Source organism: Micromonospora sp. WMMA2032 (genome assembly GCF_002688545.1).
In the GTDB taxonomy this organism is placed as follows: Bacteria; Actinomycetota; Actinomycetes; order Mycobacteriales; family Micromonosporaceae; genus Micromonospora; species Micromonospora sediminicola.
This window is the reverse complement of record NZ_CP024052.1, coordinates 756,917-775,786: the sequence shown is the minus strand read 5'-3', so window position 1 is coordinate 775,786 and position 18,870 is coordinate 756,917. Positions and strand designations below refer to the sequence as shown.

The 18,870-nt window shown below is 73.6% G+C and carries 20 protein-coding genes; 9 read left to right on the top strand and 11 right to left on the bottom strand.

Going from position 1 to position 18,870, the window contains the following annotated elements:
- Positions 1–51 precede the first annotated feature (51 nt).
- The 4 genes from CO540_RS03560 to CO540_RS03545 all read right to left on the bottom strand — a co-directional run bounded on the left by CO540_RS03560 (position 52) and on the right by CO540_RS03545 (position 5,021).
- On the bottom strand, positions 52–1,116 hold the full coding sequence (locus CO540_RS03560) for an ABC transporter ATP-binding protein (protein WP_099160888.1): 1,065 nt from the start codon (positions 1,114–1,116) through the stop codon (positions 52–54).
- A gap of 14 nt (positions 1,117–1,130) precedes the next feature.
- Positions 1,131–2,120 carry an ABC transporter permease gene (locus CO540_RS03555; RefSeq protein WP_091574343.1) on the bottom strand — a complete coding sequence of 330 codons (990 nt, stop codon included), beginning with the start codon at positions 2,118–2,120 and terminating at the stop codon, positions 1,131–1,133.
- A gap of 61 nt (positions 2,121–2,181) precedes the next feature.
- Positions 2,182–3,927, bottom strand: a complete 1,746-nt coding sequence (locus CO540_RS03550; protein ID WP_099160887.1) for an ABC transporter substrate-binding protein — start codon at positions 3,925–3,927, stop codon at positions 2,182–2,184.
- A 62-nt stretch (positions 3,928–3,989) separates the two neighbouring features.
- Positions 3,990–5,021 (bottom strand): ABC transporter permease, encoded by a 1,032-nt coding sequence (locus CO540_RS03545; RefSeq protein WP_099160886.1) that lies wholly within the window; start codon positions 5,019–5,021, stop codon positions 3,990–3,992.
- A 406-nt stretch (positions 5,022–5,427) separates the two neighbouring features.
- On the opposite strand from CO540_RS03545, the gene CO540_RS03540 reads away from it, so the two are divergent.
- The 4 genes from CO540_RS03540 (at position 5,428) to CO540_RS03525 (ending at position 7,795) form a co-directional block, all read left to right on the top strand.
- On the top strand, positions 5,428–5,838 hold the full coding sequence (locus CO540_RS03540; RefSeq protein ID WP_099160885.1) for an SSI family serine proteinase inhibitor: 411 nt from the start codon (positions 5,428–5,430) through the stop codon (positions 5,836–5,838).
- A 20-nt stretch (positions 5,839–5,858) separates the two neighbouring features.
- The gene (locus CO540_RS03535; RefSeq protein ID WP_099160884.1) at positions 5,859–6,866 is read left to right on the top strand and encodes a pentapeptide repeat-containing protein; all 1,008 of its coding nucleotides are present in this window, start codon (positions 5,859–5,861) and stop codon (positions 6,864–6,866) included.
- A gap of 395 nt (positions 6,867–7,261) precedes the next feature.
- Complete coding sequence (locus tag CO540_RS03530; protein ID WP_091574339.1) at positions 7,262–7,498, top strand: preprotein translocase YidC; 237 nt, start codon at positions 7,262–7,264, stop codon at positions 7,496–7,498.
- A 36-nt stretch (positions 7,499–7,534) separates the two neighbouring features.
- Positions 7,535–7,795, top strand: coding sequence for a hypothetical protein (locus CO540_RS03525; RefSeq protein WP_091574338.1), 261 nt, complete (start codon positions 7,535–7,537; stop codon positions 7,793–7,795).
- Here the strand turns inward: CO540_RS03525 and rnhA are convergent.
- Positions 7,714–8,283, bottom strand: a complete 570-nt coding sequence (gene rnhA / locus CO540_RS03520; RefSeq protein WP_091574337.1) for a ribonuclease HI — start codon at positions 8,281–8,283, stop codon at positions 7,714–7,716. The genes CO540_RS03525 and rnhA overlap by 82 nt on opposite strands.
- 70 nt (positions 8,284–8,353) lie before the next feature.
- Between rnhA and CO540_RS03515 the strand changes: the two genes are divergently transcribed.
- From CO540_RS03515 to CO540_RS03505, 3 genes are read left to right on the top strand one after another with little or no spacing between them, the layout of a single operon-like run.
- Positions 8,354–9,127 carry a tyrosine-protein phosphatase gene (locus CO540_RS03515; protein ID WP_099160883.1) on the top strand — a complete coding sequence of 258 codons (774 nt, stop codon included), beginning with the start codon at positions 8,354–8,356 and terminating at the stop codon, positions 9,125–9,127.
- A 2-nt stretch (positions 9,128–9,129) separates the two neighbouring features.
- Complete coding sequence (locus tag CO540_RS03510) at positions 9,130–10,278, top strand: serine hydrolase (RefSeq protein WP_253866419.1); 1,149 nt, start codon at positions 9,130–9,132, stop codon at positions 10,276–10,278.
- Positions 10,279–10,311: 33 nt separating this feature from the next.
- Positions 10,312–10,893, top strand: coding sequence for a DinB family protein (locus CO540_RS03505; RefSeq protein ID WP_099160882.1), 582 nt, complete (start codon positions 10,312–10,314; stop codon positions 10,891–10,893).
- A 12-nt stretch (positions 10,894–10,905) separates the two neighbouring features.
- Here CO540_RS03505 and CO540_RS03500 read toward each other — a convergent pair whose 3' ends face one another.
- On the bottom strand, positions 10,906–12,129 hold the full coding sequence (locus CO540_RS03500) for a lycopene cyclase family protein (protein ID WP_099160881.1): 1,224 nt from the start codon (positions 12,127–12,129) through the stop codon (positions 10,906–10,908).
- An 81-nt stretch (positions 12,130–12,210) separates the two neighbouring features.
- Between CO540_RS03500 and CO540_RS03495 the strand changes: the two genes are divergently transcribed.
- Positions 12,211–13,278, top strand: a complete 1,068-nt coding sequence (locus tag CO540_RS03495; RefSeq protein WP_099160880.1) for a Gfo/Idh/MocA family oxidoreductase — start codon at positions 12,211–12,213, stop codon at positions 13,276–13,278.
- A gap of 3 nt (positions 13,279–13,281) precedes the next feature.
- Here CO540_RS03495 and CO540_RS03490 read toward each other — a convergent pair whose 3' ends face one another.
- The 4 genes from CO540_RS03490 to CO540_RS03475 form a co-directional block, all read right to left on the bottom strand.
- Positions 13,282–14,532: an MFS transporter gene (locus CO540_RS03490; RefSeq protein ID WP_099160879.1), complete on the bottom strand. Its 1,251-nt coding sequence runs from the start codon at positions 14,530–14,532 to the stop codon at positions 13,282–13,284.
- Positions 14,533–14,656: 124 nt separating this feature from the next.
- The gene (locus CO540_RS03485) at positions 14,657–15,604 is read right to left on the bottom strand and encodes a hypothetical protein (protein WP_157779049.1); all 948 of its coding nucleotides are present in this window, start codon (positions 15,602–15,604) and stop codon (positions 14,657–14,659) included.
- A gap of 58 nt (positions 15,605–15,662) precedes the next feature.
- The gene (locus CO540_RS03480) at positions 15,663–16,820 is read right to left on the bottom strand and encodes an RNA polymerase sigma factor (protein ID WP_099160877.1); all 1,158 of its coding nucleotides are present in this window, start codon (positions 16,818–16,820) and stop codon (positions 15,663–15,665) included.
- An 8-nt stretch (positions 16,821–16,828) separates the two neighbouring features.
- Positions 16,829–17,239: a YciI family protein gene (locus CO540_RS03475; RefSeq protein WP_099160876.1), complete on the bottom strand. Its 411-nt coding sequence runs from the start codon at positions 17,237–17,239 to the stop codon at positions 16,829–16,831.
- Between the two features lie 222 nt (positions 17,240–17,461).
- On the opposite strand from CO540_RS03475, the gene CO540_RS03470 reads away from it, so the two are divergent.
- Complete coding sequence (locus CO540_RS03470; protein ID WP_099160875.1) at positions 17,462–18,286, top strand: metalloregulator ArsR/SmtB family transcription factor; 825 nt, start codon at positions 17,462–17,464, stop codon at positions 18,284–18,286.
- 60 nt (positions 18,287–18,346) lie between these two features.
- On the opposite strand, the gene CO540_RS03465 is transcribed toward CO540_RS03470, so the two are convergent.
- The gene (locus tag CO540_RS03465) at positions 18,347–18,766 is read right to left on the bottom strand and encodes a DUF6069 family protein (protein WP_099160874.1); all 420 of its coding nucleotides are present in this window, start codon (positions 18,764–18,766) and stop codon (positions 18,347–18,349) included.
- Between the last annotated feature and the right edge of the window lie 104 nt (positions 18,767–18,870).

Genomic DNA, 18,870 nt, shown 5'->3' with positions numbered 1-18,870 from the left:
GGCCCGCCTCCGACGTGCCGGCCACCGGCGTGTGTCCGTTCGGCACAACGTTCATCGGGCCACCCCCACCTGGGCTACCTCGTCGCGGTAGATCCGCTCCCGCGCGGCGACCGGCAGATGACACGCCACCAGATGCCCTGCCACCCCCGCCGAAACCAGCTCCGGTACCTCAGTGCGGGAGCGGTCGCCGTTGACGTCGGCATAGCGGCAGCGGGGATGGAACGCGCAGCCCGACGGCAGGTTGATCAGACTCGGCGGGTTGCCCGGAATCGGCACCAGGTCCGCGTCCGCGTCACCGTGCAACGACGGCACGCTCGACAACAACCCCCACGTGTACGGATGCTGCGGCCGCCGCAACACCTGCTCCACACTGCCGTGCTCCACCGCCCGACCGCCGTACATGACGAGGACGTCATCGGCCACCTGACCGACCACACCCAGGTCGTGGGTGATCAGGATGATCGCCGAACGGAACTCCTCCTGAAGATCATTGAGCAGGTCCAGGATCTGCGCCTGCACCGTCACGTCCAACGCCGTCGTCGGCTCGTCCGCGATCACCAGATCCGGATCGTTGACCAACGCCATCGCGATCATCGCCCGCTGCCGCATCCCACCGGAGAACTCGTGCGGATACTGCTCGAACCGCCGCGCCGGCTGCGGAATCCCCACCCGGCCCAACATGTCCACCGCCCGGCTACGCGCCTCCCGCCTACCGGCCTTCGGGTGGTGCACCCGGTACGCCTCAGCGATCTGCTTCCCGACCGTGTAGTACGGATGCAACGCCGACAGCGGATCCTGGAAGATCATCGCCATGTCCCGACCCCGCAGCCGCCGCACCTCCTCCTCCGGCAGACCCACCAACTGACGCCCACCCACCGAAATCTCCCCGGTGACGGACGCCCGCCTGGAGTTGTGCAGACCCAGAATCGCCAACGACGTCACGCTCTTCCCCGAGCCGGACTCACCCACGATCCCGAGCGTGCGACCCCGCTCGACGGCGAACGACACCCCGTCCACAGCCCGGACCACACCGTCCTCGGTGTCGAACCGCACCCGTAGATCCCGAACCCGCAGGTAGGGATCCTCGCCGCGTCGCGGCGCCGGAAGCTCCACCATGTCGAACCCTCCCGTCAGTTCAGCCGGACGCGCGGGTCGATGACCGCGTACAGCACGTCGACGACGATGTTGGCGACCACGATGAACACCGCCGCCAGCAGCACGGTCGCCATCACCACCGGCAGGTTGAGGAACTGCACCGCCTCCACGGTGGCCTTACCGAGACCCTGGAGGCCGAAGATGGTCTCGGTGATGAACGTGCCACCCAGACTGGTGCCGATGTCCAGCCCGGCGATGGTGACGATCGGGGTGATCGCCGCGCGCAACGCGTGCCGGGTGTGCACCTGCCGCGCGGAGAGCCCCTTGGCCCGGGCGGTCCGCACGAAGTCCTCGGACAGCGTCTCCAGCATCTGCGCCCGGGACAGCCGGGCATAGAGCGCCGAGTTGAGGAAGCCCAGCGTCATCCAGGGCAGCAGCAGGCCGGCCGCCCACCGCAGCGGGCTCTCGGTCAGCGGCGTGTAGCTGGGGAACGGCAACAGCCCGGTGGAGTAGACCAACAGGTAGAGCAGGATCAGCCCGAAGAAGTAGACCTGCATGGACGCCCCGGCGAGCGTGACGCCGATCGCGGCGCGGTCGAACGCCGTACCCCGGCGCAGCGCCGACACCATGCCCAGGGAGACGCCCAGGGCCAGCCAGAGCACGGCGCCGCCGAGGACGATGCTGAACGTCACCGGGGCGCGTTGGGCGACGATCTCGGTGACCGGTTGGTTGTTGCGGAACGAGAAACCGAGGCAGGGCGCCGGACAGTCCTGGCGGAAGTCGCCCTCGCCGTAGGTGCGACCGACGAACACGCCCCGGACGAAGTCCGTGTACTGCCGGGGCAGCGGACGGTCGATGCCGAGCCGCTGCTCGACCTGGGCGATGTCCGCGGCCGTGCAGTTCTTGCCGCACATCACCTTCGCCGGGCTGCTCGGCACCGCGAAGAAGAGACCGAAGGTGACCAGGCTGATGACGACCAGGGTCAGGACGGCGACGAGCAGCCGTCGGACGACGAAACGGAGCACGGGAAACACCTCCCCCGGATGGGGCGGGGACGGCCGGCGTGGCCGCCCCCGCCGACGACGGTCACTGCTTCACGTAGATGCCGTTGAGCGAGATGATGCCGAACGCGTCACTGAGGAAGGCGTTGCCGACCTTCGAGCCGTGCAACTCGTAGGTGGCGTCGTAGTAGCAGGGCACGACCGGGGCGTACTCCTCCATGATCTTGCGGTCGAGCGCCATCCAACCGGCGTCCTGCTCCGCGGCGGGCAGGTTGCGGACCCGGTCGATCTCCGCGCTGACCGACGGCTGGTTCAGGTACGACAGGTTCTGGTTGCCCTCGGCCACGATCTCGCGGCCGTCGTAGACCGGCGGGATGACGGTCGAGCCGGTCGGCCAGTCGGAACCCCAGCCGCTGAGGTAGATGTCGTACGGGTTGTCCTTGCGGCCGATCTCGTCGTAGTAGCTACTGTTGTCGATCGGCTTCATCACGACGTCGAAGCCCATGTCGGTGAGGTTCTTGCGCAACGCCTCGGCCTGCTGGGTCCGCAGCTCCAGGTTGGAGTGCGCCAGCACCAGCTTGGGCCGCTTGCCGGCGAGCAGCTCGGTGACCTTGGCCTTGTCCCCGGTGACCGGGGCGTTGAACAGGTCGTACTTGGCGAAGCCGGCGGTGGTCGGTGACATCAGCGTGGTGGCCGGCGTGCCGGCGGCCTGACCGCCGAGCACCTTGAGCAGGGCGTCCTTGTCGACGGCGTAGTTCAACGCCCGGCGTACGCCCAGGTCGGTGACCCGCTGCGTGTTGATGCTCAGCACCCAGTTGTACTGCGTCGGGCCCTTCACCACCCGGTCGACGACGCCGGCCCCGGTGGTCCGGGGCAGCACGGACGGCGGCACGTCGGACCAGCTCAGCGCCGCCTGGTCGGCCGCGCCGTCGGCGACCAGGCGCTCGGCGATCTGGGCCTGCTCGAGCCCGAACGTCATCCGGATCGCGTCCGGGTAGGCGTTGCGGATCGGGTCGGTCGCCGGGTCCCAGTTCGGGTTGCGCTCCAGCTCCAGGGCGACGTCACGCTGGTAGGACTTCACCTGGTACGGACCGGACGAGAAGGGCCGCAGGTCGTAGCCGGCCCGGGTGTCCTTCGCGGCGGGCACCGGCGCGCTGGTGGGCAGCGCGGCCGCGTACGGCAGGTCGCAGTGCGCCTGCGGGAAGGTGAACCGGACGGTCCGGTCGTCGGGCGTCTCCACGCCGTCGGGCACCGGCTTGCCGCCGTCGTACGGTCCCTTGTAGGTGGCGTTGTACACCCCGCCCGGGTAGAGCCACTGCTGGATGTAGTGCGGGCCCTCGTTGAGGTTCGACGCGAACGACCGGGCGATGCCGTGGGCGACGTCCTTGCTGGTCACCGCCGAACCGTCCTCGTACTTCACGCCGTCGCGGAGGGTGAACTCCCAGACCTTGCAGTCGCCGTTGACGTCCTTGCCGGGGTTGGTCGCCAGGTCGCCGACGAGCAGCAGCCTGCCGCTGCCGTCCTCCTTGTAGCCGTTGAGGGCGCGGTAGAGCAGGCCGCCGGCGACCTGCTGCACGTTGACGTAGTTGCGGGCCGGGTCGAGGTGTTCGAAGTCGGCCGGTTGCATGACGGTCAGCGTGCCGCCCCGGGTCGCCCCGTCCACGGCCTTCGCCGGGCCCTTGTTGTCGGCGGCCTCGTAGGAGATCGAGCCACTCTGGGTCTTCGTCTCCTGGTCGTCGCCGCCGCCGTCGTCGGTGGTGGGGCTGCAGCCGGCGGCGACCAGTGCCGCCGCGGCGAGGACACCGGTCAGTGTCCGGGTTCGTGTGCGCACGGTGTGCTCCCTTCCTCGCCCGGTCGGCCCCCGCCGGCCGGGCACGTGAATGGCCGTGGGGACTACCGGGTGGAGCGGGGGTCCAGCGAGTCGCGCAGGGCGTCACCGAGCAGGTTGAACGCCAGGACCAGCAGGAAGATCGTCAACCCGGGGAACAGGGTGTACCAGGGGTCGCTCGCGACGTAGCCGATGCTGTTGAAGATCATGCGGCCCAGGTCGGGCGTGGGTTCGGTGACGCCGATGTTGACGAACGCCAGGGCCGCCTCGATCGCGATGAACTGGGGCACCATCAGCGAGACGGTGACCAGGATCGGCGCCCAGATGTTCGGCAGCAGCTGACGCAGCAGGATGTGCCCGGTGCCGGCGCCGGCGGCCCGGGCGGCCTCGACGAACTCCCGCTCCCGCAGGGAGATCACCTGCCCGCGCACCAGGCGCGCCGTGTACGTCCAGCTGAACAACCCGAACGTGGCGACGATCAGGGCCACCCGGAACGCCGGCGACGGCGCCTCCCGGTCGGTGTAGAAGCGGTCCTGCAGGATCGGGATCACGGCGAGCGCGAAGATGAGGAACGGGAACGCCAGGGTGAGGTCGATCAGCCAGTTGACGACGCTGTCCAGCCACCCTCGGGCCCACCCGGCCAGGACGCCGACCGCGACCCCGATGCACGACGCCACGGCAGCCGAGGCGAATGCGATGAACAGGGACGTGCGCAGGCCGTAGACCAATTGGAGCAGGATGTCGCGACCACTGCCCGGCTCCAGCCCGAGCCAATGGTCGGCGCTGATTCCACCGGCGTAACCGATCGGCATTCCGAAATCGTTGAGCCGGTCGACGAACTTGTCGGTCGGGTCGATTCCGGTGAGGCGGCTCAGCAGCGGCGCCCCGAGTGCGACCAGGGCGGCGACGGTCAGCGTGACGGCGCTGGCCCGGGCCGTGCGGTCCCGCTTGAGACGCAGCCAGGCGAGCTGGTTCGGCGACCGACCGACGAATTCGCGGCGGCCGGCGGGCGGTGTGTTCCCGGCCTCGACCGCCGGTTCCCCCGCGCCCGGACGGCCGGGTTCGGTCAAGGACGGCGGGTGGGAAAGGTCGCTCATGGGGAGTCCTCCCGACGGGGTCGAAAACGCCCTGCCACCCGACGGTAATGCGCACTCCGACACCGAAAGGAATCGTTACGGTAACGGCCGTTCCGGTTGTCGTGCATTGACAACGATCCGGCCTACGGAAAGCATCGGCGCAATAACGGCGCGATTCGGTTGTCAGCCGTTCAGGTATCCGTTTCCCGTTTTCGGAATGCGGTGCGCCGGAGCGCGGACACGGTTGTCAGCCGATCGGGCATTCCCGCGCGTCGATGTCACAGACACCGTCCGCTCGGGCCGGACGGTGTAACACTTCGTGACGCTTCGCGTTCACACCGTCCACCTAGGGTTCTCGGCGGCCCGGTTCACCCGACGTCCGGGCCACCCCTCGGCCCACACCCGGGCCCCGACGGAAGGACCACCCATGCCCTTCGCCCGACGTACCGCCGCCCTGGCCCTGGCCGCCGCGCTCGGCGCCCTCGCCGCGGTGACCGCCGCCGGTCCGGTCGCCGCGGCGCCGCGCCCCGGCCCGGAGACGCCCTCGGTGCTGCTGCTCACCGTCGACGCCGGTGACGCCGACGTCCGCGCCACCGTGCTCGTCTGCGGGCCCGCCGGCGGCCTGCACCCCGACCCGGTCGCCGCCTGCCGGCTGGTCGCCCGCGTCGACGGCCACCTCGACGCGCTCGACGTGGACGCCGACCCCTGCACCTCCCAGTACGCCCCGGTGGTCGCCCGGGCGGTGGGCTTCTGGCAGGACCGTCCGGTCACCTACACCCGCACCTTCGCCAACGCCTGCCTGCTGCGCCGCGCCACCGCCACCCTCTTCACCTTCTGACCCACCCGACTCCGTCGATCATGAAGTTGGCGGCATCCGGGGACCGATATGTCGCCGCCAACTTCATGATCGACGCCCGGGGCGGGGGTGGGTGGGGGTGTGGGATCGGCGGGCGGACAATGGGCGAGGGCTGGGCGGGCGTTGGTTCGGGAGGAGATGCGGTGGTGGCGAGCGGCGGGGTCGCGGGAACGCGCGAGCTGCGGGCGGACTGCGCGCGATGCGCGGGCGTCTGCTGCGTCGCGCCGGCGTTCGCCGCTTCGGCCGACTTCGCCGTCGACAAGCCGGCCGGGCAGCCGTGCCCGAACCTGCGCGCCGACTCGCGCTGCGGCATCCACGCCGAGCTGCGGCAACGGGGCTTCCCGGGGTGCACCGTCTTCGACTGCTTCGGCGCCGGCCAGCACCTCACCCAGGGCACCTTCGCCGGCCGCGACTGGCGGACCGACCCGGCCACCGCGCGGCGGATGTTCGACACGTTCGCGGTGCTGCGACCGCTGCACGAGCTGCTCTGGTACCTGACCGAGGCGGTCCGCCTCACCCCGCCCGGCCCGCTGCGCGACGACCTGACCGCCGCGCTGGACGAGACCGGCCGACTCACCGACGGGACCCCGGAGGAACTGCTCGCCCTCGACGTCGACGCCCACCGGAACACGGTCAACCGGCTGTTGTCGCGCGCCGGCGAGCAGGCCCGCGCCGGCCGGGCCGGGACCGACCGGCGGGGCGCGATGCTGATCGGCGTCGACCTGCGGGGCGCCGCGTTGACCGGGGCGAACCTGCGGGGCGCCTGTCTGATCGGGGCGGACCTGCGCGGCGTGCGGCTCGGCGCCGCCGACCTGACCGGCGCGGACCTGCGCGGGGCCGACCTGCGCGGCGCCGACCTGGGCGAGTGCCTGTTCACGCACCAGTCCCAGCTCGACGCCGCACGCGGCGACCACCGCACGGTCCTTCCGCCCGGCCTGCGCCGCCCCGCGCACTGGTCCCTGACCGTCACCCCGACGCGCCCGCCCCGCGCCCGTCGACGGTCCCGCTGACCCCACCCCTCCCCCACCCGCCCGTCGGCCCCGCCACCCCACCCACCGACACGGACACACGGCCTCGCGACAGCCTCGCACTCGCGTTGATCAAGGAGTTCGCGTCGGTTCGACGGCGATCCACCGCGCAAACGCCTTGATCAACGCGGACGCGACGGTCGTGCGCCCCGACGGCCTGGTCCGGGATCTTGGTACGGGGCGGCGCTCATGGGGGCGCCTGCGTACCAAGATCTCCAGCGCGTTCCGGAATTCGGGACGCTGGTCCCGTGCTGCGGGAAGGGGAGGCGGGGCAGGGGCGGCGGGTGGGGTGGGGTGGGGTGGGGTGGGGTGGGGTTTTTCTGGGGTGGGGGCGGGTAGGCGGCGGGGACGGCGCTCGACCGACGGGAGGCGGACCGGTGGGATATCGGGCACGCGACGGTGAGGAACCGGTCGACCCGGCGCACGCCGAGGACGAGGCGGGGCAGGTCCCCCTGGTCCAGGTGGCGGCGGACACGGACGTGCCGGCCCCCGCACCGGACGCGCCGCCACCGGACGAGGTGACCGAGGACGACGGGTCCGGGATGGCCGGCGGAGCCTCCGGCAGCAGTTCCGGCGGCTCCTCGATGCCGACCCACCCCGACGCGGCCCGCTGAACGTTTGCCGCCACCCGCTTCGGGCAGGAGTGCGACATGACCAGTGAAGAGTCCTTCGGCCGCGCCACCACCGACGAACCGGACGGCGCCACCGCGTACGAGGCGTCCCTGCGGCCGCCGGGTGAATCCCTGCACAGCACCGACGACACCGGCGACGACTTCGCCGACCTGCCGGCCGAGGACCGGCGCTCGGCGCGGGACACCAGCCGGGCCGGCTACGACGTGGACGCGGTCTCCGGCACCGCCGACCCGGCCGACGGGCCGGAGGAGATCGAGGAGGGCCGCCCGCTGCGCTGAGCGGACGCCGCGCGCGGGGTGGCCGGTGCGCCGCCCCGCGCCTCGGTCATGCCCCGGTTGGCCAGCGCGTCGGCGCGTTCGTTCTCCGGGTGCCCGTTGTGCCCCTTGACCCACAGCCAGGTGACGTCGTGCCGGGCGCACGCGGCCTCCAGCTGCTGCCACAGGTCGGCGTTCTTCACCGGCTGCTTGGCCGCGGTCAGCCAGCCGTTGCGCTTCCACGCGTTCAGCCAGCCGGTGATGCCGTTGCGCACGTAGGTGCTGTCGGTGTGCAGGCGGACGGTGACCGGGCGGGTCAGGCTCTCCAGCGCCCGGATGGCGGCGGTCAGCTCCATCCGGTTGTTGGTGGTGGGGGTCGCCTCGCCGCCGCACAGCTCCCGCTCGTGCCCGCCCCAGCGCAGCACCGCGCCCCAGCCGCCGGGCCCGGGATTGCCGCTGCACGCGCCGTCGGTCCAGATCTCCACGACCCGGCCGGAATCCGCCTCCGCCATGCCCGGCAACCTACCGGGTACGCCGTCCGGCGGGACCACCCGACCCGCCGCCGGCGGCTAGCGTGCCGACATGCCCGTACCCCCGCCGTTCGACACCCTGTGCAACTTCCGTGACCTCGGTGGCCGGCGCACCGTCGACGGCCGTGCCGTCGCCCGGGGCCGGCTCTACCGCTCCGACTCCCTGGCCAAGCTCGCCGGTGAGGACCTGACCCGGTTCGCGGCGCTCGGTGTCCGCACCGTGATCGACCTGCGCTACCCGTGGGAGATCGCCGAGCGCGGCCGGGCCCCGGAGAGCCTCGGCGTGACCTGGCACAACCTCAGCATCGAGCACCGCCCCTACGTCCAGGCCGACATCGACCCCGACGTCGACCCGTGGCGCCACCTGGCCGACCGGTACGCCGAGGTGGCCGAGGACGGCGTGGTCGAGCTGCGCGCGGCGCTGGAGGTGATCGCCCACGGTGAGCACCCGCTGGTTTTCCACTGTGCCTCCGGCAAGGACCGCACCGGGCTGCTCGCCGCGCTGGTGCTCGCCCTGCTCGGGGTGGACGACGACCAGATCGCGGCCGACTTCGCGGCGACCGAGCAGGCGACCGGGCGGCTGGTCGCCGAGTGGCGGGACCGCAACGGGGGCGCGTCGCCGCGCTGGCCCGCGTACGGGCGGGCGCCGGCCGAGATCATCCGGTTGGTGCTGGCCGACCTGGTGGCGGCGCACGGCTCGGTGCGCGGCTACGTCACCGGGCGGCTGGGCGTCGGCGAGGAGACGATCGCGGCGCTGCGCGCCCGGCTGCTCACCGACGACGGAAAACCGGACGACGACGACACCGCGCTCTGGCAGGCTCCCTGATCATGGACAACCGGTGGGACGGCCTGCGGGCCGAGGTACGCGCCGCGCTCGACGACCTGGTCACCTCCGGACGGGAGGCCGGCGTCCAGGTGGCCGCCTACCTCGACGGCACGTCGATCGTCGAGGAGCAGGCCGGGCTCGCCGACACCGGCACCGGGCGGCCGATGACCGCCGACACCCCGGTGCACGCGGTCTCCACCGGCAAGGGCCTGACCGCCACCGTGGTGCACGTGCTGGCCGAGCAGGGCCGGCTCGACGAGGACCTGCCGCTGGCACGGGTGTGGCCGGAGTTCGCCCGACACGGCAAGGACGGCATCACGCTGCGGCACGTGCTCACCCACACCGCCGGCCTGCCCGCCCTGCCCGCCGACGTCACCCCGGACGACTTCACCGACTGGTCCCGGATGTGCGCGCTGCTCGCCGACGCGGAGCCGCTGTGGGCGCCCGGCGAGCGACTGGCGTACCACGCCTGGACCTGGGGGTGGCTGGTCGGCGAGGTGGTCCGCCGGGTCACCGGCAGATCGGTGTCGCAGGTGCTCGCCGAGGAGGTCGCCGGGCCGCTCGGCGTGACCCGGGAGCTGTTCCTCGCCGTGCCGCAGGCGGAGCTGCCCCGGCTGGCGCGGCTGGAGGACGCCGGCCTGTCCGCGCTGATGACCTGGGCCGGGGCGAACCTGCCCCACTTCGACGCGGTGGCCCCGCCGGGGGTCCGCCCGGACACGGTCATCGGCAGCCGTCCCGACGTGCTGCGTGCCGAGGTGCCGTCGGTGGGCACGATGAGCGCCCGCGCGGCGGCCCGGATGTACGCGGCGCTGCTCGGCCCGGTCGACGGCGTCCGACTCGTCTCCCCCGACCGGCTGCGCGCGATGTCCGCCCCGGCGGTCCGCGCGCCGGAGTGGGTGTTCGGGCAGGAGAGCACGTTCGGGCTGGGCTACGCCGTCGACGACGACGGGTCGTTCGGCACCGCCGGCAGCGGCGGCAGCCTCGCGTTCGCGTACCCGGAACTGGGGTTGACCGTGGCGGCGGTGCGCAACCGGCTCGGCGCGGGCGACGGCGACCCGATGGAACGGCTGCGGGTGCTGGTACGCGACCGGGTGGCCGCCGAACCGGGTCGGGGCCCTGCCGGTCGTTGCGGACCACGTGCGGGATCTTGAGACCACGAGTAGCCCATGGCAGGCTCATGCCGCATGATCGATGATTTCGCGAAAGCCAACCTGCACGGGAGGCTGCGGCGGGACCGCAAGGCGCTGCTCTGGAAACTCGACGGCTTGTCTGAATACGACGCCCGCCGACCTTTGACAGCAACCGGGACCAACCTCCTCGGCCTGGTCAAGCACGTGGCCACCGTCGAGGCCAGGTACTTCGGCGAGGTCTTCGACCGCCCTTCCCCGGAACCGCTGCCCCGGTGGCAGGACTCCGACGGCAGCGATCTGTGGGCGACCGAGGACGAGACACGCGATCAGATCATCGCGTTCTACCGGCGCACGTGGGAAGACTCGGACGCGACGATCAACGCGCTTCCCCTCGACGCCCCCGGTCACGTGCCGTGGTGGCCGGAGCCTCATGCCGACACGAACCTGTTCGCCATCATGGTCCATGTCCTCGGCGAGTCCATCCGGCATGCCGGGCACGCCGACATCCTGCGCGAGGGCCTCGACGGCCGGACCGGGTTGCGCGCCGAACACGAGAACCCGATCGACGAGGAAACCCGTGCGGCCTACTGCGCGAAGATCGAGCAGGCCGCCAGGTCGGCTGACGAGGCGGCCTGACCATCACGACCATCACCGAGTGGATCTGACCGGCTCATGAAACACGCCTCGGTCGCGGCGCAGCCGGGCGCGCAGCCGCCCGGCGGCGTCGCCGAACACCGCGCCGGTCATCGGCAGCAGCGGGCTGGACCGCATCACCGCCAGGTCCTCCGCCGGGGTGGTGGCGCCGTCGAGGAAGCGCAACACCCGCTCCGGCGGGTTCCGGTCGAACAGCCGGTCGAAGAACCCCACCCCGTCCACGTACCCCCGGTCCAGCGCGCGCAGCGCCACCGCGTCCATCCAGCGGTGCCGTCCCGGGTACGCCGGCGCGGGCACCGGCGGCCGGCCGGCGGCCAACGCGCGGGCCACCTGGTCGGCCTGGCGGAGCATGGCGGAGAACGTGAAACCGGTGGACGGGCGGGTGGCCCCGCCGGCGGTACCCAGCCGCACCACACGCGGACTCGGGCGGGCGACGAACGGGCCGTCGGTCATCGGGATGACCCCGTTCTCCACCTCCCGCACCCGCAGCGCGGTCAGGTCCAACCCGGTCAGGGCGGCGTAGCCGCGCAGCGCCGCGTCGTAGCCGGCGTCGTCGAGCAGCGCCGGCCCGAACTCGGTGTACTCGACCAGCGCGAACCGGTCGTCGACCGGCAGCACGTAGCCGAAGGAGACCCCGCGCCGCGGCTGCGGGGTCCGGAAGTCCATCAGCACCGCCCGGCCCGGGTCGAACGTCGGCCGGTCGGCCGCCAGCCACCAGCCCCGGAAGTGCTGCAACCAGCTCGTGCGTCCCGGCCGGGACGGTGGACGCGGGCGGGAGTCGAGCACCCAGCCGGCCCGCACCAGCGGGCGTCCCTCCGGATCGCACACGGTGACCCGGTTCCCGTCGTCGCGCAGCTCCCCCGCCGGTGCGCCGATGCGGACCGCGTCCAGCCGCCGCTCCGCCTCGGCAGCCCGGTCGTAGACCGGGGCGGAGCGGAGCATGGCGTACCGCAGCGGGTCCAGCGACAGCACGCGGCGGCCGGCCGCCGTGACCACGTCGACCTGCGACCAGCTCGCGCTCAGCAGCGGGTCGAGGTCGTCGCCGGGCGGGCCCCAGAACGCCCAGGTGCGGTCCTGACCACGCTTGCGCACCGGGTCGACCACGGCGACCCGCAGGCCGCTCACCCCGTACCGGTCCAGAGCGGCCAGGACCAGGGAGGCGGCGCCACCGCCGCCGACCAGCGCGAGGTCGACGTCGGCCGGGGAGGATGCGTGCACCCGCCCACGCTGTCACACCGCCGGTGAGCACCGCCGGGGACCCCGCCGCCCGCCGCCGGCGCGCCGCGTAGATTCGGCCGCATGACACGGGCGCCGCTGCGGGTGGGGTTGCTGGGGTACGGCATCGCCGGACGGGTGTTCCACGCCCCGCTGATCGCCGCCACCGACGGGCTGCGGCTGGACGCGGTGGTGACCCGCGACCCGCAGCGTCGCGCGCAGGCCCACGCCGAACACCCCGACGCCCGCGTGGTCGACGACGCCGAGGCGCTGTGGCGGTCCGCCGCCACCCTCGACCTGGTGGTGGTGGCCACGCCGAACCGGCAGCACGTGCCGCTGGCCCGCGCCGCGGTCGCGGCCGGGCTGCCGGTGGTGGTGGACAAGCCGATCGCGCCCACCGCCGCGCAGGGCCGCTCGCTGGTGACCGAGGCCGCGGCCGCCGGGGTGCCGCTGACGGTGTTCCAGAACCGGCGCTGGGACGGCGACTTCCGCACCGTACGCCGCCTCGTCGAGGCCGGGGAGCTGGGCCGGGTCACCCGCTTCGAGTCGCGGTTCGAACGCTGGCGGCCGGAGATCAAGCCGGGCTGGCGGGAGAGCGCCGCGCCCGACGAGGCCGGTGGCGCGCTGTTCGACCTCGGCGCCCACCTGGTCGACCAGGCGGTGCAGCTGTTCGGCCCGGTGGACCGCGTCTACGCCGAGGTGGACCGGCGACGGCCGGGCGCCGAGGTCGACGACGACGCGTTCGTCGCGCTCACCCACCGCACCGGCGTGCGCTCGCACCTGTGGATGGGCGCGGTGACCGCGCAGCTCGGCCCGCGCTTCCGGGTGCTCGGCGACCGGGCCGCCTGGACCAGCTGGGGACTGGACCCGCAGGAGGCCGCGCTGCGCGACGGCCGGCGGCCCGGCGAGCCCGGGTGGGGCGAGGTCGACCCGGAGCGCTACGGCCGGCTCGGCGCCGACGGCGACCTGCGGGCCGTGCCCACCGAGGCCGGCCGCTACCAGGACTTCTACGCCGACGTCGCGGCGGCGCTGCGCGACGGCGGGCCGCTGCCGGTGGACCCGGCGGACTCCGTCGCCGTGGTCGAGCTGATCGAGCTGGCCCACCGGGCCGCCGCGCAGGGCGTCACACTGCCGGTGCCACCGCTGCCCTGAGTGTCACCGGGCCGCCGGCAGCGACGGCTCCGGCGCCGGATCGGCGTACGCGGCAGCCACCACCGCCCGGTCGAACACCCGCCACGTCGCGGCCGTCACCGCGACCGCCACCACGAACCCCACCCAGTACGGCGCGGTGATGCCGTAGCGGGCGGCCACCACCCCGCCGAGCAGCGCGCCGACGCAGTTGCCGCCGGCCGCGATGAACAGGTTCGTGCTGCCCACCCGACCCATCAGAGCCGTCGGGGTGAGGCGCTGGCGCAACGAGTTCGCCACGATGTTCCACAGCGCACTGTGCACCCCGAACGCGAACAACGCCAGCCCGACCACCACCGCGCTGCGGGAGGCGGCCAGCGCCAGGTGCAGGACGGCCTCGATCAGCAGACCCACCCGGACCGTCCAGGTGGCGGTGATCGCGGCGACCAACCGGTCGCCGACCACCGAGCCGAGCAGACCGCCCACCGCCATGCACGTGAACAACGCGCCGTAGCCGACCGAGCCGAGACCCAGCCGTTCGGTGGCCAGCAGCACCAGCACCGCGAGCGCCGCGGTCAGCGTGACGTTGAGCAGGCCGATCAGCATCGTCATGGTGCGCAGCAACCGCTGCGACAGCAGCCACCGGAACCCCTCCGCGATCTCCGCCCGCGCCGAGCGCGGCCCGGTCGGCTTCCCCGCCCCCCGGTACGTGCCGGCGAGCAGACCGACGAGCACGGCGCTGAGCGCGTACGTGCCGGCGTTGAGCGCGAACGGCGCCGCCACCGCGAGCACGAACAGGAAGCCGCCCAGCGGGCCGGCGACCATGTTCTGCGTGACCTGGGTGCCGCCGTTGAGCCAACCGTTGGCCCGCTCCAGCCGGGACCGCGGCACCACCGCCGGCAGGACCGCCTGGGCGGCGGTGCGGAACACCACCTCGCCGGTGTTGACCACGAACAGCACCACGTAGAGCAGCGCCACCCCGGCCCGGTCGGTGAGCATCGCGGCGGCCAGCACGACCAGCGCGACGACCCGCACCCAGTCGATGAGCACCATCAGCCGACGCCGGTCCACCCGGTCGGCCAGCACGCCACCGGGCAGCGCGAACAGCAGCCACGGCAGCCACGACACCGCCGCGCCGGCGGAGACCACCAGCGGGTCGTCGGTGCGCGACGCCACGTACAGCGGGGCGGCCACGGTGGCCGTGCCGCTGCCCAGCGCGGACAGCGTGCTCGCGGTCCACAGGCGGGCGAAGCGCCCGCCGAGCCGTTCCCCCGTCACGACGAGGCAAGCTACCAGCGGCGACGCGCCGAGCCGAGCGGATTACCGCCGCCAGGCCAGCACCGCCGGGGCCAGCGGATCGGTCAGGTCCAGCACCATGTCGGCCCGCTCCCCGGGGCGCTGCTCACGGACGGCTCCCGGTGTCCCAGCCGGGCGCGAGACGGACGGCGAGCCGCTCCCACTCCCGCGATCCCCCGCGCACCGGCCACGCGGTGGTCCGGCCCTCGGCGCGGACCGCCTCGGCCGCCCCCTCGGCGAGCCCTCGGGACTCGACGGCGAGTCGGGCCGCCGGGACGTCGGCCGCCTCCAGGTGGCGCATCCGCCGCACGTAGCCGTCGATCTCGTGACGCATCCGGTCGGCACCCTGGTCTGTCGGCGCGAGCACCAGGACGTCGGGCGGGCCGCCCTCGGCCAGTGCGGCGACCGTCCGGTCGTGGCCGTCGAGCAGCACCAGGGTCTGCAACCCGCTCACCCACCACAGCAGCACGGGCGGAAGCACACCGGCGCGGGCCTGCCGCCGCCAGGCGCGTACCCGACCGTGGCCGGCCGGCGCCAGCCGGCGCATCGGGAGCACGTCCCGCACGTCGTCGTCGGGGTCGCCGTAACCGAACCACGTGACGTGTCCGCGATCCGGGTCGACCCGGGTGAGCCGGTCCCAGTGGGTGGCGACGCTCCAGCCGGGCATGCCGGCGGCGAGCGTCCATCGGCCCCGGTGCAACGGCCCGTCCTGGTCGGCCGCGCCCAGCCAGTCGGCGAACCGATGCGTCCAGCGCATCGCCCGCGCGGCGGCGTCCGGGCTGGCCTCCTGGACCCGTCTCGCGGCAGCGGCGGTGATCGGCGGCAGCGGCGAGCGGTAGTCACCGGTTCGGGCGTAGCGCACGCCGTGGTGGCGCGCGCCCTGGCGGGCGAGCAGGACGATCCGCTCCGCCTGCCGGATGAGGAGCCGACCGCCCCCGGCCGCCTCCACCCGCAGCCCCGGACTGGCCGGTGCGGCCGCCGTCAGCGACACGCCGAGCCCGATCGGCAGCGTCTCCCGCACGAGCCCGCCGCTCCCCCGCGACCCCGGTCCCATCCGCCCAGGGTGCCCGACCCACCCCGCTGCCCGCACCCCGGTTACCCCGGCCCGTCGGTCACGAGGGCGGGGTCGGGGGCGGGGTCGTGTTGAGGCGGGCGGCCTGGCGGGTCAGGTGGTCGCGTTCGGCCAGGTTGAGGGCCTTGCGGGCCGCCTCGGCGTAGAGCCGCGCGGCCGTGGACCGGTCGCCGTCGCGTTCGTGCAGGTACGCGGCGACCGCGGTGTGCCGGGGCACCGTGTCGTCGAGCGCGGCGAGCGCGGCCAGCCCGGCCCGCGGGCCGTCCGCCTCGCCGACCGCCACCGCCCGGTTCAGCCGGACGACCGGACTGTCGGTGAGGCGGACCAGTTCGTCGTACCACTCGACGATCTGCACCCAGTCGGTCTCCGCCGCGGTGGGCGCGTCGGCGTGCAGGGCCGCGACGGCGGCCTGGGCCTGGAACTCGCCCAGCCGGTCGCGGGACAGGGCGGTCTGCAGGATCGCCACCCCCTCGGTGATCAGGCCGGTGTCCCAGCGGCGGCGGTCCTGCTCGGCCAGCGGCACCAGGCTGCCGTCGGGCGCGGTCCGGCTGGCCCGGCGTGCGTGGTGCAGCAGCATCAGCGCGAGCAGCCCGGCCACCTCCGGGTGGTCGACGGCGGCGGCGAGCTGCCGGGTCAGCCGGATCGCCTCGGCGGCCAGGTCGACGTCGCCGGAGTAGCCCTCGTTGAAGACCAGGTAGAGCACGCGCAGCACGGTGGCGACGTCACCGGGCTGGTCGAACCGTACGCCGGCGACGGTGCGCTTGGCCCGGCTGATCCGCTGCGCCATGGTCGCCTCCGGCACCAGGTACGCCCGGGCGATCTGGCGGGTGGTGAGACCGCCGACGGCGCGCAACGTGAGCGCGACCGCCGCCGACGGCGTCAGCGACGGGTGGGCGCAGAGGAAGTAGAGCTGCAGTGTGTCGTCCACGCCGGACACCGGGCCCGGCGGCGGTTCCTCGTCCACCACGTCCTCCCGTCGACGCCGGGCGGCGTCGGCGCGGGCGGTGTCGAGGAACCGGCGCCAGGCCACGGTGACCAGCCACGCCCTCGGGTCGCGCGGCGGGTCGGCCGGCCAGACGCGCCACGCCTCGACCAGCGCGTCCTGCACGGCGTCCTCGGCCGCCGCGAAGTCGACCCCGCGGCGGACGAGGACCCCGAGGACGACCGGGGTGAGGTTCCGGAGCAGAACCTCGTCCATCGGAGCGGTCACTCCGTGATGGTGGGCGGCGCGGTCATGAACGGCCGGATCTCCAGCCACTCGTGGATGGGCCGGCCGCCCTGTCCCGGCGCGGCCGACAGCTCGGCGGCGAGTTCGAGGGCCCGCTCGTAGCTGTCCACGTCGATCACCATCCAGCCGGCGATCAGGTCCTTCGTCTCGGCGAACGGGCCGTCGGTGACCGGCGGGCGCCCCTCGCCGTCGTAGCGCACGAACGTGCCCTCCGGGGCGAGCGCCTCGGAGTCGACGAACTCGCCGGACTCCTCCAGCCGGGCCGCGAAGTCCTTCATGTACTGCACGTGCGCCGAGAACTCCTCCGGCGTCCACCGGTCGAACTGCGGCATGTCGACGACCGGGGTCGGACCGCCGCGGTAGTGCTTCAGCAGCAGGTACTTCGCCATGGTGACTCTCCTCGGATCGGGTGCGGCCATTCTGACCGCGTTCACCCGGGGGACGGAGCCGGCCACCCGTTCTCGACATCCGCGGCGTGGAAATCGTCGTCGGCCTCACTCCCCCTCAAGCATCCTAGGAGGCTAGTTTCGGGTGGACAGGCAGCCGTCGGGATGCATATGCTCCGCATGAGCAACCCTGGGGTTGCCTTTTCCCGGTGAGTGGAGTGACGGGTGGACGACGTTTTCCGGGCGCTGGCCGACCCCAGCCGGCGACGGCTGCTCGACCGCCTGAACGCCCGCAACGGCCAGAGCCTGCGCGAGCTGTGCGCCGGGCTGGACATGAGCCGGCAGTCGGTGAGCAAGCACCTCGCGGTGCTGGAGGCCGCCGGCCTGGTCACCACCATCAGGCGGGGGCGGGAGAAGCTGCACCACCTCGACGCCGCCCCCATCAACGCGGTGGCCGACCGCTGGATCGGCCGCTACCACCGGGAGCGCGCCCGCGCCCTCGCCGACCTGCGGACAGCATTGGAGCGGCAGCCCATGGAGAGCCCCACGTTCGTCTACACCACCTACGTCCGGACCACGCCCGAGCGGCTCTGGCAGGCCCTGACCGAGCCCGCGTTCACCCGCCGCTACTGGGGCGGCGTCACGCTCGTCTCCGACTGGCGGGCCGGCTCGCCGCTGCTCTGGCAGGACACGCCGGACGCCGAGCCGCGCGACCTCGGTCAGCGGGTGCTCGTCGCCGAACCGTACCGACGGCTCGCGTACACCTGGCACGGCTTCCAGCCCGAGCACGCCGCGCACTTCGGGTGGTCCGACGAGGAACTGGCCGCCCGGCTCGGCGAGCGCCGGTCCACGGTCACGTTCGACCTCGTGCCGCAGGGCGGGACCGTCCGGCTGACCGTGATCCACGACGACTTCTCGCCGGACAGCGAGATGTACCGGGCGATCAGCGGACAACTCGACGGCAGCGGAGGCTGGCCGGAACTGCTGGCCAGCCTCAAGAGCCTGCTGGAGACCGGCGAGCCGCTGCCGGAGCCGGTCGCGGCCGGCTGACCCGCGCGGCCCGGGCCCGGAGCCGCCCGCCCCCGTCGCGGCGGTCCCGGGCCCGGCCGGTCAACGGCCGGCGGTACGCCGCAGCCCGGGCACCAGCACGGCGGCGGCCACCAGGTGCAGGGACACCAGCGTGACCGTCGCCGCCGACCCGACGCCCGCGCCCACCGGCCCGAGCAGCGACAGCGCCAGCACCAGCACGGCGACCACCGTCCAGACCGGCCGGGCCCGGGCGGTGAGCCGCTCCAGCAGGGCCAGCAACGCCCAACCGGCCAGCCCGGCGAGCAGCGTGCTGACGGCGACGGCCACCGGCGTGACCCGCTGCGCGGCGCCGCCACCACCACGCGCGGTCAGCTCCACCCCGGCGAGCGGCACCGCGACCGCCCAGCCGAGCAGCGTGGCGGCGGTGGCGGCGAGCACGGTGAGCAGCCGGTCGCGGCGGCGGGCCGGGCGGACGGCGGTGCTCGGAATCGTGGTCTCCATCGGCGCGTACCTCCGGTTCGGTGGGATCGACTGCGACGACGCTAGGGCCGGCGACGGGTCGGGCGGATCGCGCCGGCGACCGGTTCCGGTCTCCGTCCCGGGGA

Coding starts and splice junctions, on each gene's coding strand:
- CO540_RS03510 (WP_253866419.1), top strand. CDS start 9,130: ATGGACAACCGGTGGGACGGCCTGCGGGCCGAGGTACGCGCCGCGCTC.
- CO540_RS03465 (WP_099160874.1), bottom strand. CDS start 18,766: ATGGAGACCACGATTCCGAGCACCGCCGTCCGCCCGGCCCGCCGCCGC.
- CO540_RS03485 (WP_157779049.1), bottom strand. CDS start 15,604: ATGGGACCGGGGTCGCGGGGGAGCGGCGGGCTCGTGCGGGAGACGCTG.
- CO540_RS03545 (WP_099160886.1), bottom strand. CDS start 5,021: ATGAGCGACCTTTCCCACCCGCCGTCCTTGACCGAACCCGGCCGTCCG.
- CO540_RS03515 (WP_099160883.1), top strand. CDS start 8,354: ATGCCCGTACCCCCGCCGTTCGACACCCTGTGCAACTTCCGTGACCTC.
- CO540_RS03535 (WP_099160884.1), top strand. CDS start 5,859: ATGAAGTTGGCGGCATCCGGGGACCGATATGTCGCCGCCAACTTCATG.
- CO540_RS03495 (WP_099160880.1), top strand. CDS start 12,211: ATGACACGGGCGCCGCTGCGGGTGGGGTTGCTGGGGTACGGCATCGCC.
- CO540_RS03480 (WP_099160877.1), bottom strand. CDS start 16,820: ATGGACGAGGTTCTGCTCCGGAACCTCACCCCGGTCGTCCTCGGGGTC.
- CO540_RS03475 (WP_099160876.1), bottom strand. CDS start 17,239: ATGGCGAAGTACCTGCTGCTGAAGCACTACCGCGGCGGTCCGACCCCG.
- CO540_RS03540 (WP_099160885.1), top strand. CDS start 5,428: ATGCCCTTCGCCCGACGTACCGCCGCCCTGGCCCTGGCCGCCGCGCTC.
- rnhA (WP_091574337.1), bottom strand. CDS start 8,283: ATGGCGGAGGCGGATTCCGGCCGGGTCGTGGAGATCTGGACCGACGGC.
- CO540_RS03525 (WP_091574338.1), top strand. CDS start 7,535: ATGACCAGTGAAGAGTCCTTCGGCCGCGCCACCACCGACGAACCGGAC.
- CO540_RS03505 (WP_099160882.1), top strand. CDS start 10,312: ATGATCGATGATTTCGCGAAAGCCAACCTGCACGGGAGGCTGCGGCGG.
- CO540_RS03560 (WP_099160888.1), bottom strand. CDS start 1,116: ATGGTGGAGCTTCCGGCGCCGCGACGCGGCGAGGATCCCTACCTGCGG.